Origin of the sequence: Basfia succiniciproducens (assembly GCF_011455875.1) — a bacterium.
Lineage (GTDB): Bacteria > Pseudomonadota > Gammaproteobacteria > Enterobacterales > Pasteurellaceae > Basfia > Basfia succiniciproducens.
On record NZ_CP015031.1, the window covers coordinates 198,890 to 212,434 of the forward strand.

A 13,545-nucleotide genomic window follows, 5' to 3' on the forward strand; every position below is an offset into this window, starting at 1 on the left:
CTGCTAAATTATAGGAAACAACCGTGAGCAAACAATCATTAAGTTATAAAGACGCCGGTGTCGATATTAACGCAGGTAATGCGTTGGTGGATCGTATCAAACCACACGTGAAACGTACGACTCGTCCGGAAGTTATCGGCGGATTAGGCGGTTTTGGCGCATTATGTGCGTTACCGACCAAATATAAAGAGCCCGTATTAGTTTCGGGTACCGACGGCGTAGGCACGAAATTACGTCTGGCTATTGATTTAAACAAGCACGATACCATCGGTATCGACTTGGTTGCCATGTGTGTTAACGATTTGGTTGTGCAAGGCGCGGAGCCTTTATTTTTCTTAGATTATTATGCAACGGGTAAATTAGATGTTGATGTCGCCACCGATGTGGTTGCCGGTATCGCCGAAGGCTGCGTGCAATCCGGTTGTGCGTTAATCGGCGGCGAAACCGCCGAAATGCCGGGCATGTATCATGCGGGCGATTATGACCTTGGCGGTTTCTGCGTGGGTGTGGTTGAACGGGCGAAAATCATTGACGGCAGTAAAGTAAAAGCCGGCGACGCCTTAATTGCGCTCGGTTCCAGCGGTCCGCATTCAAACGGTTATTCTTTAATTCGTAAAGTTATTGAAGTGGCGGGCGTAAATCCGGCTACCGAACAATTGGCGGGTCGCCCGCTGGCGGATCAGGTGTTGGCGCCGACAAAAATCTATGTGAAATCCGTTTTAGAATTAATCGAACATGTTGACGTTCACGCTATTGCTCACTTAACCGGCGGCGGTTTCTGGGAAAATATTCCGCGCGTGTTACCGGAGGATGTGAAAGTAGTGATTAGTGAAAACAGCTGGGAATGGCAGCCTGTCTTTAAATGGTTGCAGGAACAGGGCAATATTACCCGCCATGAAATGTACCGTACGTTTAATTGCGGCGTCGGCATGGTTATTGCGCTTCCTCAAGCCGATGCGGAAAAAGCGTTGCAGGTGCTGAAAGCAGCTGGTGAAAATGCTTGGTTAATCGGTCAGGTTGAACCTTTAAATGCCGGTGAAGAGCAAGTTATCATTCGTTAATTTGTATTTTATGTTGAAGCCTAATCCTCTTGATTAGGCTTTTTATCTTTCAGGAAAGTAAAACCGATGAAAAAAATCGTCGTCTTAATTTCAGGGCAGGGAACAAATCTGCAAGCTATTATGGATGCCTGCAAGGCAGGAAAAATAAACGCACAGGTTGCCGCGGTGATAAGTAATAAAGCCGATGCTTACGGGCTGATACGTGCGAAAAATTCGGGAATTCCGACCGCAGTTTTTGAGCGAAAAAATTATGCCGATAATAGCCAAATGGATAGGGCAATTTCGGATTATATTGACGGAATTGCCGCAGACTTAATCGTGCTTGCAGGGTATATGAAAATTTTAACTGCCGGTTTTACCCGACATTTTGCCGGCAAAATTCTCAATATTCACCCTTCCTTATTGCCTAAATATCCCGGCTTAAACACCTATCAAAAAGCTATTGAAGCCGGCGATTCGGAACATGGCACCACGGTGCATTTTGTTAATGAAAAAATGGACGGCGGCGCGGTTATTCTGCAAGCTAAAGTACCTATTTTCCCCGATGACCGAATTGAAGATGTGGAAGAGCGGGTGAAAATTCAGGAATTGCAGATCTACCCTTTGGTAGTGAAGTGGTTTGTTGACGGGCGCTTAAAAGAAGCGGGCGGCAAAGCTTATTTAGACGGTCAGCTTTTAGCGGAAAACGGTTACGCCGCAGAATAAATTTCCTAAAGTGCGGTGCTTTTTTCTGGAATTTTGATATAGTAGATCTCGTCAATTTTATTGAATAAGGGGTTGTTTATATTTTATGGAAAAAATTATTATCGATGAAAGTCAGTTCATGCGCACAATTTCTCGTATTTCCCATGAGATCATTGAAAAACATCAGAATTTAAATGATCTCGTGATCGTGGGAATCAAGCGTCGCGGTGCCGAAATCGCCGATCTGATTAAGCGTAAAATCAATGAATTGAGCGGGCAAAGTCTGCCTTCGATTGATCTTGATATCACCTTTTATCGTGATGATTTAGAGTATGTGGAACCTGCCAGTCAGTCGCCGGTATATAGCGGCGCATCGGAATTTATCAGCGTACAAAATAAAACGGTGATTCTTATTGACGACGTATTATTCACCGGTCGCACCATTCGTGCCGCGTTAGACGCTTTGGTGGATTTTGGTCGGGCGGCAAAGGTCGAATTAGTGATTTTTGTGGATCGCGGGCATCGCGAATTGCCGATTCGTGCCGATTATGTGGGAAAAAACGTACCGACCAGCCGTAGTGAAAAAGTACAAGTACGTACTATGAAGTTTGACGGTTGCTACGAAGTGGCGCTTATTTCAAAATAAGCTTTTATCTTTGAACTTTTTATTAAAAAGTGTTTCTAACGAGCGTAATTTATTAAATTTTAACAACGGAATAATGATGAAACCAGGTAATTTAAAATCTCTTCTTTTAGTGATGATTGGCATGTTTGCCGTTTCAGTGAACGTTCAGGCGGTGGAACAGGTGGTTGCGACCGTTGACGGTACGCCGATTTTGGAAAGCCAGCTTAAACGCGCTTTGGGCAAACAAGCTAATAATGCGACTAATCGCGCTAAGGCATTAGATAAGATCATTGATGATATGTTAGTGCAAAAAGCGGTTAAAGAAGCGAATGTGCATATCAGCGAAGGGCAACTTGATAAAATTGTTGAGAATATTGCTGCGCAAAACAATATGACCTACGGTCAATTGCTTGATGCTTTAGATTATCAAGGAATAGGTATCACAAAATTCCGTAATAATATCCGTAATCAACTGATGATGGCGGAAGTGCGTAATCGTTCTATCGGCAAAAATATTGATGTGACCCGCGAGCAAGTGGAAACATTAAGTAAACAAATGTTAGAACAGGCAAAGACGCAAGGCAAAAAAGCTCAGGTAACGGGAACGGAATATCAGGTTCGCCATATTTTGTTAAAATTAAATCCGTTATTAAATGATACACAGGCAAAAGCGCAATTAAATCAGATTCGTTCCGATATTCAGTCCGGTAAAACCACTTTTGCCGCGGCGGCAAAAGATTATTCAAAAGATTATCTGTCCGGCGCAAATGGCGGTGATTTAGGTTACGCTTTCCCGGAAATTTATGATCCGGCATTCGGGCAAGTGATTAAAGCCACTAAAAAAGGCGTAATTTCGGCGCCGTTTAAAACACAATTCGGTTGGCATATTTTAGAAGTTACGGATACCCGCCAAGGTGATATGACGGAAGCGGCATATCGTCAAAAAGCCTATGAGACTTTGGTTAATCAGCAGCTGCAGGATGACGCTAAAGACTGGGTCAAAGCATTGCGTAAAGGTGCGGAAATTAAATATCTTGTAAAATAATTGATTAATCCCGGCGTTTGCCGGGTTTTTTTATTATATAATAGCCGATATTTTTTGCGGTGAACCCTTTCACTTAAATCCCATAACTTTATGCAGTAATACTGCATTAATTTTTTAATTGATATGAATTCAAAAAGACATTTAGGCCATACCGCCCGTAAGCGTTTCGGGCAAAACTTCCTGCATGATGATAATGTGATTCAAGGCATTGTTGCGGCAATTTACCCACAAAAAGGCCAGTTTCTGGTTGAAATCGGGCCGGGACTTGGGGCATTGACCGAGCCTGTCGCCGATCAAACGGATCGTTTGACAGTGGTTGAGCTTGACCGCGATTTGGCACAGCGTTTGCGTCATCACCCGTTTTTACACCAAAAATTAAACGTGATCGAAACTGATGCCATGCAATTTGATTTCGGTAAATTATATGAAGACGAACATTTAGCTGAGCAAGGTCAGAAATTACGGGTGTTCGGTAATTTGCCTTATAATATTTCGACGCCGCTGATTTTTCATTTATTGAAATTCTACGATAAAATCCAGGATATGCACTTTATGCTGCAAAAAGAAGTGGTAAAACGCCTTTGTGCGGCGCCAAACAGCAAAGCTTACGGTCGTTTAACCATTATGACGCAATATTTTTGCCAGGTAATGCCTGTGCTTGAAGTACCGCCGACGGCGTTTAAACCTGCTCCTAAAGTGGATTCGGCTGTGGTGCGGTTAATTCCCCATAAAGAATTGCCTCATCCGGTGAAAGATTTATATTGGTTAAACCGAGTAACCAGTCAGGCGTTTAACCAACGTCGTAAGACTTTGCGTAATGCGCTTTCCACTTTATTTACGCCCGAGCAATTAACGGCATTAAATATCGATTTAACCGCTCGTGCGGAAAATCTTTCCATTGCGGATTACGCTCGTTTAGCAAACTGGTTGGCGGATAATCCGCCCGCTGATGTGCGTCGCGATGAAATTATCGAAGAAAACGAAGAATAAACGTTAATGAATGGCGGACGAGGTTCGCCATTATTTTTTATAAAAAAGGATAACTTATGGCAACGTATTTTGTGGGCGATTTGCAAGGTTGTTATGACGAACTACAGCGTTTGTTGGAAAAAGTGCAGTTTGATCCGACTCAAGATTTGCTTTATTTGGTGGGCGATTTGGTTGCCCGCGGAGACAAATCTTTAGATTGTTTGCGTTTGGTGAAGTCCCTAGGAAAATCCGCACAAACCGTGTTAGGAAATCATGACCTGCATTTGCTTGCCACCGCGTTTGGTATTAAAAAGGTCAAGTCAAGAGACAGAGTTGACGCCATCTTTCACGCGGAAGATTTTGAGGAACTTATCCATTGGCTGCGTCACCAGCCGTTGCTTGTTTATAATGCGAAACAGAACTGGGTAATGACTCATGCGGGAATTTCGCCCGATTGGGATATAAATACCGCTCAAGCCTGTGCGAAAGAAGTGGAAAATGTGCTGCAACAGGGGGACTATTGTCATTTATTAAGCCAAATGTATGATAGCCGGCCGGATTTATGGTCTGCCGATTTAACTGGCATTGAGCGCCTGCGTTACATTATTAACGTATTTACCCGAATGCGTTTTTGTTACCGTGATCATCGTCTGGATTTTGACTGTAAATCGCCCGTAGATAAGGCGCCGGAAGAATTAACGCCCTGGTTTAATTTGTCTAATCCGCTCTATAAACAAGTGGATATTATTTTCGGACACTGGGCAAGTCTGGTAGATACTCCGACTCCCCATCATATTTATGCGCTGGATACCGGCTGCGTGTGGAACAACCGCATGACTATGCTGCGTTGGGAAGATAAACAATATTTTAGTCAACCGGCATTGAAGGATTATGCGTTTAACGGTTAACAGAGTCGAGTAGAAATAGAAGAAAAGTGCGGTAATTTTTACCGCACTTTTGCCATTAAACAGAGAATTTTAGAATTCGTTGGATCTGAATCTATGCACAATCTGATTGGAGGAACCTCGCCATACTAATGCGGGGTCAGCTAATTCCTGAACAAATTTGCCGTCTATCAACACATCAATATAAGGCAACATTTTGCGTTGATAATCATCTAATTCTTCCAGTTTATAGCCCGTCCAACACCAAATATCTTTATCCGGGCACTCCCGTTTTATGCGTTGCACCAGAGGCAATAGGGTTTCCACATTGAGGGGGTGGAGCGGGTCGCCGCCGGAAAGGGATAAGCCTTGGCGTTTAATTCTGGTATCTTTTAAATCCTTGAGGATTTGTTCTTCCATGGCGTTATCAAAAGGTACCCCCGCACTGAATGACCAGCTTTTTTGGTTATAACAGCCTTTACAGGCGTGTGTGCAACCGCTGACAAAAAGCGTACAGCGCGTACCTTCGCCGTTAACGATATCGACGGGGTAATATTGTAGATAATTCATAACATTCTCTTACTTTCTTTGCTTGTACAAAGAAAGTAAGCAAAGAAATACACCCTAAAAAAAAGTGCGGTTAATTTTCCCGAAGTTTTATAAATGTCACTTGCGGGGTTCCCTTGTTTGCCGCCATAAAAATGGGATAATTTGTAGAATATATCGCGCTTATTTGAGCGTAGCGAGTTCGATATTTTCCGTTTAGCAAATTACCCCCGTTTTCAGGATAAAAGGCAAATAGGGTTGCTTTTCTTTTGGTTCCTTTTTTGTCAACGCAAAGAAAAGGAACAAGCGTTACATATGTTTCACCCGTCTTTTTACTTCTTCCTGTTTACCTGCATTAAACGGTCTGGCATCCGGGCTGCCCAAATAGCCGCATACTCGACGGGTTACCGATACTTTTTCGCTATCGTGGTTACCGCATCTCGGACAAGTGAAACCTTTGCTAGTACATTCGAATTCTCCGGTAAAACCGCATTCATAACATTCGTCAATCGGCGTATTCGTACCATAGTAAGGTACACGGTCGTAGCTGTAATCCCACACGTCTTCGAGGGCTTTTAAGTTATGTTGAATATTCGGGTATTCACCGTAACAAATAAAACCGCCGCTGGCTAAAGACGGGTACGGCATTTCAAAGTCGAGTTTGTCATAAGGATTAACTTTTTTCTCAACGTCTAAATGATAGCTGTTTGTGTAATAGCCTTTATCCGTTACGCCTTCTATTACGCCGAATTGTTTGGTATCTAATCGGCAGAAACGATCGCAGAGATTTTCGCTCGGCGTTGAGTAAAGGCTGAATGCGTAACCCGTTTCTTTTTGCCATTCTTTGGTCGCTTTGCTTAGGTATTCAACAATTTGAACGCCTTTTTCACGCAACATTTCGTTGTCGTAAATATGGCCTTGGTTATAGAGCGCATTGATTGTTTCGTAAATGCCGATATAGCCTAATGAAACGGAGGCGCGTCCGTTTTTAAATATTTGGGCGATATTGTCATCGGCTTTTAAGCGCACACCGCAAGCGCCTTCCATATAAAGAATCGGCGCCACGCGGGCTTTGGTATTTTCCAAACGGGCAATGCGCGTCATTAAGGCTTTTTTGGTCACCGCAAGACGCTGATCCAAAATTTCATAAAAGCGCTGTTCGTCGCCTTTTGCTTCAATGGCGATACGCGGTAAATTGATGCTTACCACACCTAAATTATTACGGCCGTCGTGGACTAATTCACCGTTTTCTTCATAAGCGCCTAAGAAGCTGCGACAACCCATCGGCGCTTTAAAGGAACCCGTGACTTTCACCACTTGTTCGTAGTTTAAAATATCCGGATACATGCGTTTAGACGCGCATTCCAGCGCAAGCTGTTTAATATCGTAGTTCGGATCTTTCGGCGACTGGTTGATTCCGCGTTTAATGGTGAACACTAATTTCGGGAAAACCGGCGTTTTGTGATTTTTTCCTAGGCCGCGGATACGGTTTTTCAAAATAGATTTTTGAATTAATCTTTCCTGCCAGCTTGTGCCTAAGCCGAAACCTAAGGTTACAAACGGCGTTTGCCCGTTTGAAGTATGCAGCGTATTAATTTCATATTCCAAAGATTGGAAAGCGTCAAAACATTCTTTTTCAATTAATGCGTCGGCGTAGGCTTTTTGATCCGGCACATTCCATTCCTGCGCATGTTTTAAATGTTTTTCATAACTCAGTTGCACATAAGGCGCCAGCACTTCATCAATACGGTTAATGGTCGTTCCGCCGTAAATATGGCTTGCCACTTGAGCAATAATTTGCGCCGTTACCGCCGTTGCGGTACCGATAGATTTAGGCGGTTCGATTTCCGCATTACCCATTTTAAAACCTTGTGTCAGCATACCTTTAAGGTCAACCAACATACAGTTAAACATCGGGAAAAACGGTGAATAATCTAAATCGTGATAATGGATTTCCCCTTTTTCATGCGCTTCTACCACATCACGGGGCAGAATATGGGATTTGGCATAATGTTTTGCCACGATACCGGCTAATAAATCCCGTTGAGTCGGAATGATTTTCGCATCTTTATTGGCGTTTTCATTTAAGATTTCAACGTTGCTTTGTTCAATTAACCCTTCGATATCTTTAGTTAGCTGACTGCGTTTTTCACGGGCCAAATCGCGGTCGTGGCGATATTCGATATAAGCGCGGGCAACCTGAGGATAAGCGCTTGCCATCAGTTTATTTTCCACAAATTGCTGAATCCGGCTGATGTCAATTTCATTTTGGTTATGCTGAAAAATTTCGTCAAAAACCTGCTGACTGACGAGATGACAAAAACGCTCGTCATCAATACCTACCGCTTTTGCCGCTTTTTTAATGGCATTAATAATGCGTTGAATTTCAAAAGAAGCACGTGAACCGTCACGTTTAATAATGAAAAATGAACCCATAGCAAGTACCTTTTTAATCTATATGTAGTGTTTTATTGAATTGCCGGACACTATATATAGAAATAAATAGAATTTCAATCACTAGAAAAGGATGTGTTTCAGACGATAGACTTGTTAGTTATTGTTTTATTTGCAAAATTCGAAATGCAATAGTTTTGAAAAAATTTTTTTAAGTTTGATTTTTGTGATTTAGATCACAAGATGGTTGAATTTTATCTATCGGTAAAATTCAAGGCGTCGAAGGTTTGACCGGAGAACGAAAAAGTGCGGTAAAAATTTCAATATTTTTTACCGCACTTTGAGCTTGATTATTCTTTGATTGTTAAGTGTTTACGGGTTCTAAGGTTAATCATCTCTACCGTGACGGAGAACGCCATGGCGAAATAAATGTATCCTTTAGGAATATGGAAATCTAAGCTTTCGGCAATGAGGGTCACACCGATTAAAATCAGAAAAGACAAAGCTAAAACTTTCAGCGTCGGATTGTTTTCCACGAAATCACCGATTGGTTTTGCCGCGAGCATCATCACGCCTACGGCGATAATAATGGCGATAATCATTACTTCAACGTTGTTTGCCATACCTACCGCCGTAATAACGGAATCTAACGAGAAGATGATGTCGAGAATTGCGATCATCATCAAAGTGCCAAGGAAGCTGATTTTTTTCCCTTTGGTTTCGTCTTCTCCCTCGTCCGGGTGCATGGTGGCATGGATTTCATGGGTACTTTTGGCCACAAGGAATAAACCGCCGAACAGCAGAATCAAATCCCGTCCGGAGATTTGCTGCTCAAACAGGGTAAACAGCGGAGTAGTTAAACGCATTACCCAGGCAAGGGATAAAAGCAGTAAAATCCGCGTACACATAGCCAACCCTAGGCCTAAAATGCGCCCCATTTGGCGTTGGGATTCGGGCAGTCGACCGACTAAAATGCTGATAAAAATAATATTATCAATGCCTAATACAATTTCTAATGCGGTAAGCGTTAATAATGCGATCCAGGCTTCGGGATCGGCAATCCATTCAAACATAAAAACCTTTATTTAATTAACGGAGAAACAAAGTGCGGATCATATCGGGTAGACTTCCGAATGGGAAGTAAAATTATTTATTTCGCAGAAAATTTTGCAAAATTTGCGCGGTGAATTCTTTTCGCAGATAAAAACCGAGAGGCAGGGTTTCGATTATTTCGCCGTTTTGCCCGATGCCTTTGGTTTTGGCGCGGCTGTTTGCACCTTTCGGGCGAAGTTGCAGAACTTCGCCTATTTTAGCGGTGATTTCATGCACTTTGCCTAACACAATGTAGTCCATCAACTCTTCCCAGTCTTGTTGCAGCCGGGCCTCTTGTTGCGGGTCAGGCTGCCATAAAATCGGGCTGCCGATACGGCGTTCGGCTAAGGGAATTTGGCGTTCTCCCTGAATCGGGATCCAAAGCACTTTTGACAATTTATAGCGCAAATGGGAATTATACCAATTAACGCCTGCGGTTTGAATGAGCGGCGCAAGGCTGACAAAGGTGGTTTCTAAAGGAAAACCGGCGCTATTGATTGGAATTGTTTTCAATTCGATACCTAAATTGGCAAAATCCTGTTCGGGTTTGCTGCCGGCTTTAGCGCCTAGAGCGGTTTCAATTAATTGTCCGACCCAGCCTTTATCACGCTTGAGATCCGGCGGTACCGGAATGTGCAGCTCAGCCGCCAATTCGCCAAAGGTTAAACCGGCGATGGATTTTGCCCGTTGTAGCAGTTCTTGTTGCGATTGAGGTGTGCTGATCATAAAAGTCCGGTCTGTTTTTGCTCATTTTGCTCGCGCCTCTAGAGCCGTTGGCATAGCTAAGGTTCAAAGGTAAGCGTTTGTGCGAAATTTTAAGCGGTGTATTTTTTAAGTAATTTTTGTTTAACGTATTCTACGCCTTTATCGACATAGCGGATTTTTTCTAAATTCAGTAAAAAGCGTTTCATCGGCAATCCGCCGCCGAATCCGGTTAATTGTCCGTTTTTGCCTAGTACGCGATGACAGGGGATAATAATACTGATCGGATTGCTGCCGACCGCACCGCCGACCGCACGCACCGCTTTAGGATTATTAATGAGCCGGGCAAGTTCGCCGTAACTGGTGGTTTTTCCGAGTTGGATTCGGCGCAAAGCCTGCCAAATACTTTGTTGAAATGTCGTACCTTGTGGGTTTAGCGGAATATCGGAAAAATCTTCCTTTTCTCCGGAGAAATAGCGATCCAACGCCGATTTTACTTGGCGGAACAACGGCAATTCGTTATTGAGAATCCATTTAGGATTAGGTGCCGTTTGCTCCAATTCGCAATCTAAATTGGTTAGTTTGCCTTGTTGCGCAATCATCAACAAATTGCCTACGGGAGAGGAATAATAGCTGTAATAAATAGAATCCATATTTTTCTCAATAAAAAAAGCATACCCGAAGATATGCTTTATTATGTCTTAATTTACTGAAAATTAGAAACTATAATTTACGTTCAGTCCGTAAAGGTTAGCCGTCGCTTTAGATTTATAATCGGCTTTCACAGTGACTAACCCGCCGGCTAAACTTTGTTCTTCGCTGAAGTCAAGTTTTCTGCCGCGTAAATGGGCGAAACCGAAATCAACGGAAAGTGCCGGAGTAAATTTATAGGTCGCGCCAAGGCTGTACCAGGTACGGTTAGTATCCGGAATGGAAGCGCTTGCGTGAGTACGGGGTGCGGCGGACTCGTCATAAGCGACACCGGCGCGTAGCGTTAATTTTTCATCCACTTCGTAGGTTGCACCTAATGCAATGCGGGAATTGTCTTTGTATTCTTCATCTTTATGGAAGGCTAAACCGTCATTTCTGAGTGATCTATCCGCGTAAGTGGCGTGAAGATTCTTTAAACGGCTCCATTCGGTATATTTATAGCTGTAATGCATGGCAAATTTATCGGTTAATTTATGATAACCGGAAAATTCCCAATAACTTGGCAAATGTAGCACCAAGCCGCCTTCACCTATATAAGGCGTTGTGCCGTACGGAAGATAACTGACCGCGTTACGGTCTTTAAAATCAATATCAATTTTTGAATGATAGGCGATACCGAAACGGTTTCTTTCGTTGAGATCATAAGCCAGACCAAGATTATAACCGAACGCCCAAGCCGTTTTATCCTGTAAATGCGTTAATAGGGTATCTCTTTGCAGACCGCTTGCCAAACCGCTCAGCGACCCCATTTTGCTTGCCAGATCGGGTCGTTGCGCAACGATAGCGCTTAATGCTTGCGGATTGCTTGCAACATTGCCGACGGCATCCGCTAAAATACCGGCGTTACGGGATACTTCGGCTTTTGCATAAAGTGCATTTAAACCCACACCGGCGCTTAATTTTTCAGTTACCCGATATGAACCGCTCAGGTTAAGGTTCAGTGCGGTTAACTCAGTCTTCCCGCCGAATACGCCGGCCGCGTAGTCGTCTTCATATTCGCTTTTTAAGCCGAAATTTACGTTCATGCCGGCACCGACGGCAAATTTATCGTTAAGCGGCGAGACGAAATACATATTCGGAATTAATGACCCCGGCACAACGCTGGTTTTTGATGCTGGCGCTTGTGCAACGGTTTGCCCCGCAAGATTGGCGCTTACCGTACCGTTCATGCGGATTTGGGAATCCACATAAATGCCGCCGGCAGAGAATTGATTGGTTTTAAATTGAGACATTAATGCCGGGTTGGTTGCAATTACGGCAGCGTTGTCGGCAATTGCAGCTTCGCCCGCATAAGAACGACCCAGACCGGAAGTTGAAATTTCAGCTAATTGGAATGCGGCGGCAGAAGCCTGACCGGCGGCGCATAAAATACAACTTGCCAGGAAGGTTTTATTTATTGCCTTTTTCATTGGTTCCCCTTGTAAAATAAAGTTAAATTGGCAAAAAAGAAAAAATCCGAGCGATTCTAAAAGAATGTTGTAGCTTTGTGCAAATTTATTTGGTTGTTTTTTAAAGAGTTCAGACCAGTAATTTAATGAGGGATCTTATTGAAAAACTTGTAAAAAAACGACCGCACTTTACAAAAGTGCAATCGTTTTTTTACTCGCTTCGCTTATTTCTTCGAATCTGTTGGCATAACAATGTTCAAACGTAATCGTTTGTGCGGATTTTTGTTATTTATTTTCTATATTGCTCCACATTGTCTTTATCAATTGCAATATCCGGGCTGAGAATACTATTATTTTCCGGTTTCCACGGCATGCCTTCTGCGGCACTTTTACCCAATGCCAGGTTGCGGGCAAGCTCTACCAACACCTTGCTTTGATAAGCGCCGTCATTGAGAACCGTAGCGGTAATTTTGCCCGTTTTAATTAATGTTAAGGTTTCGGGTAAGGCGTCAATGCCAAAAACAGGCAACTGCTTGTTTTGTGCCGACAGGCTTTCTAATGCGCCCAACGCCATGGCGTCATTATTGGCAATGACCATTTCAATTTGTTTGCCTTTGGTATCGTTTAGCCAAAGTTCCATGCGGTCTCTTGCCATATTGCCGTTCCACATGGCGGTATCGACAAACAGCGCTTCGGTTTGAATGCCGAGATTGTGTAATTCTTCAATAACATATTTGCTTCTTACCTCGGCAGCCGTGCTGTCGGGTTGCCCCGTTAACATGGCGAATTGAATTTTACCGTCTTGATTTAAATCGAATTGTTTGTTGGCATTCCAATGTTTGGCGATTAATTTTGCCTGCTCAAGAGCCGAGTTTTTAGGCGACGAACCTACGTAATAAGCATGGTTGTAACTTGCCAACAGTTTAGCGCCGGGATCTTTATTGAAGAAAATAACCGGCACGTTATGTTTTTTTGCTTTAGCGATAACGGTTTTGGCAGCTGGCGGGTCAACAAGATTAACGGCAAGCACTTTGACTTTTTTTGCCAGTAAAATATCGATTTGATTGTTTTGAATTGCCTGAGAATTTTGCGAGTCGTTCATTAAGAAACGCACATCCTTAAAATTTGCGCTTTCTTTATTTATTTCACTAAGCATCAAATTCATAAAATTGTCGTCATATTGATAAATGGTGACGCCAATCAGCGGTTCGGTTTGAGCGACGGCCAAACCGGAGCCTAACAAAACGGAAATAGCAACGGTATTTAATACTAATTTTTTCATAGTAACGTCCTCTATGCGAATGAATCATAAGGCTTGTTTTGATATTAGCACTAAATTTTCCGGTGGGTAAAAAGATTGTTAAATCTGTGATCCAGTTCATAGATTTTGTGATGTTTGGTGAGGACTAGAGGACGGTGTTTTGTAATATTGTTCGGTACAAAA

General features: G+C 43.0%; 13 protein-coding genes. 6 read left to right on the forward strand and 7 right to left on the reverse strand.

The features are described from left to right. The first annotated feature begins 23 nt into the window (after positions 1-23). From purM to apaH, 6 genes are all read left to right on the forward strand, one after another. Positions 24-1,061, forward strand: a complete 1,038-nt coding sequence (purM, locus tag A4G13_RS01000; protein ID WP_090654375.1) for a phosphoribosylformylglycinamidine cyclo-ligase — start codon at positions 24-26, stop codon at positions 1,059-1,061. 66 nt (positions 1,062-1,127) lie between these two features. Continuing rightward, the gene (gene purN / locus A4G13_RS01005; RefSeq protein ID WP_011199806.1) at positions 1,128-1,766 is read left to right on the forward strand and encodes a phosphoribosylglycinamide formyltransferase; all 639 of its coding nucleotides are present in this window, start codon (positions 1,128-1,130) and stop codon (positions 1,764-1,766) included. Positions 1,767-1,851: 85 nt separating this feature from the next. Continuing rightward, the gene (pyrR, locus tag A4G13_RS01010) at positions 1,852-2,391 is read left to right on the forward strand and encodes a bifunctional pyr operon transcriptional regulator/uracil phosphoribosyltransferase PyrR (protein ID WP_011199807.1); all 540 of its coding nucleotides are present in this window, start codon (positions 1,852-1,854) and stop codon (positions 2,389-2,391) included. A gap of 76 nt (positions 2,392-2,467) precedes the next feature. Next, a complete protein-coding gene (locus tag A4G13_RS01015) occupies positions 2,468-3,415 on the forward strand; it encodes a peptidylprolyl isomerase (RefSeq protein ID WP_090654377.1) in 948 nt (315 codons plus the stop codon). 123 nt (positions 3,416-3,538) lie between these two features. Beyond that, the gene (gene rsmA / locus A4G13_RS01020; RefSeq protein WP_011199809.1) at positions 3,539-4,405 is read left to right on the forward strand and encodes a 16S rRNA (adenine(1518)-N(6)/adenine(1519)-N(6))-dimethyltransferase RsmA; all 867 of its coding nucleotides are present in this window, start codon (positions 3,539-3,541) and stop codon (positions 4,403-4,405) included. A 56-nt stretch (positions 4,406-4,461) separates the two neighbouring features. Beyond that, positions 4,462-5,292: a bis(5'-nucleosyl)-tetraphosphatase (symmetrical) ApaH gene (gene apaH / locus A4G13_RS01025; protein WP_090654379.1), complete on the forward strand. Its 831-nt coding sequence runs from the start codon at positions 4,462-4,464 to the stop codon at positions 5,290-5,292. A gap of 69 nt (positions 5,293-5,361) precedes the next feature. Here apaH and nrdG read toward each other — a convergent pair whose 3' ends face one another. From nrdG to mglB, 7 genes are all read right to left on the reverse strand, one after another. Then, complete coding sequence (gene nrdG, locus A4G13_RS01030) at positions 5,362-5,838, reverse strand: anaerobic ribonucleoside-triphosphate reductase-activating protein (protein ID WP_011199811.1); 477 nt, start codon at positions 5,836-5,838, stop codon at positions 5,362-5,364. Between the two features lie 285 nt (positions 5,839-6,123). After that, positions 6,124-8,250, reverse strand: a complete 2,127-nt coding sequence (gene nrdD / locus A4G13_RS01035; protein WP_090654382.1) for an anaerobic ribonucleoside-triphosphate reductase — start codon at positions 8,248-8,250, stop codon at positions 6,124-6,126. Positions 8,251-8,558: 308 nt separating this feature from the next. Further along, a complete protein-coding gene (locus A4G13_RS01040) occupies positions 8,559-9,281 on the reverse strand; it encodes a TerC family protein (RefSeq protein ID WP_011199813.1) in 723 nt (240 codons plus the stop codon). A gap of 73 nt (positions 9,282-9,354) precedes the next feature. Beyond that, positions 9,355-10,026, reverse strand: coding sequence for a DNA mismatch repair endonuclease MutH (gene mutH / locus A4G13_RS01045; RefSeq protein ID WP_090654384.1), 672 nt, complete (start codon positions 10,024-10,026; stop codon positions 9,355-9,357). A gap of 89 nt (positions 10,027-10,115) precedes the next feature. Then, positions 10,116-10,655 carry a methylated-DNA--[protein]-cysteine S-methyltransferase gene (locus A4G13_RS01050; protein ID WP_011199816.1) on the reverse strand — a complete coding sequence of 180 codons (540 nt, stop codon included), beginning with the start codon at positions 10,653-10,655 and terminating at the stop codon, positions 10,116-10,118. Between the two features lie 63 nt (positions 10,656-10,718). Further along, complete coding sequence (locus A4G13_RS01055; RefSeq protein ID WP_090654388.1) at positions 10,719-12,122, reverse strand: outer membrane protein transport protein; 1,404 nt, start codon at positions 12,120-12,122, stop codon at positions 10,719-10,721. A gap of 268 nt (positions 12,123-12,390) precedes the next feature. Further along, on the reverse strand, positions 12,391-13,383 hold the full coding sequence (gene mglB, locus A4G13_RS01060) for a galactose/glucose ABC transporter substrate-binding protein MglB (protein ID WP_090654390.1): 993 nt from the start codon (positions 13,381-13,383) through the stop codon (positions 12,391-12,393). Between the last annotated feature and the right edge of the window lie 162 nt (positions 13,384-13,545).

What these genes read in the sequence shown, in the direction of transcription:
- purN (WP_011199806.1), top strand. Translation starts at nt 1,128, where the DNA reads ATGAAAAAAATCGTCGTCTTAATTTCAGGGCAGGGAACAAATCTGCAA.
- pyrR (WP_011199807.1), top strand. Translation starts at nt 1,852, where the DNA reads ATGGAAAAAATTATTATCGATGAAAGTCAGTTCATGCGCACAATTTCT.
- A4G13_RS01015 (WP_090654377.1), top strand. Translation starts at nt 2,468, where the DNA reads ATGAAACCAGGTAATTTAAAATCTCTTCTTTTAGTGATGATTGGCATG.
- rsmA (WP_011199809.1), top strand. Translation starts at nt 3,539, where the DNA reads ATGAATTCAAAAAGACATTTAGGCCATACCGCCCGTAAGCGTTTCGGG.
- apaH (WP_090654379.1), top strand. Translation starts at nt 4,462, where the DNA reads ATGGCAACGTATTTTGTGGGCGATTTGCAAGGTTGTTATGACGAACTA.
- nrdG (WP_011199811.1), bottom strand. Translation starts at nt 5,838, where the DNA reads ATGAATTATCTACAATATTACCCCGTCGATATCGTTAACGGCGAAGGT.
- nrdD (WP_090654382.1), bottom strand. Translation starts at nt 8,250, where the DNA reads ATGGGTTCATTTTTCATTATTAAACGTGACGGTTCACGTGCTTCTTTT.
- A4G13_RS01040 (WP_011199813.1), bottom strand. Translation starts at nt 9,281, where the DNA reads ATGTTTGAATGGATTGCCGATCCCGAAGCCTGGATCGCATTATTAACG.
- mutH (WP_090654384.1), bottom strand. Translation starts at nt 10,026, where the DNA reads ATGATCAGCACACCTCAATCGCAACAAGAACTGCTACAACGGGCAAAA.
- A4G13_RS01050 (WP_011199816.1), bottom strand. Translation starts at nt 10,655, where the DNA reads ATGGATTCTATTTATTACAGCTATTATTCCTCTCCCGTAGGCAATTTG.
- A4G13_RS01055 (WP_090654388.1), bottom strand. Translation starts at nt 12,122, where the DNA reads ATGAAAAAGGCAATAAATAAAACCTTCCTGGCAAGTTGTATTTTATGC.
- mglB (WP_090654390.1), bottom strand. Translation starts at nt 13,383, where the DNA reads ATGAAAAAATTAGTATTAAATACCGTTGCTATTTCCGTTTTGTTAGGC.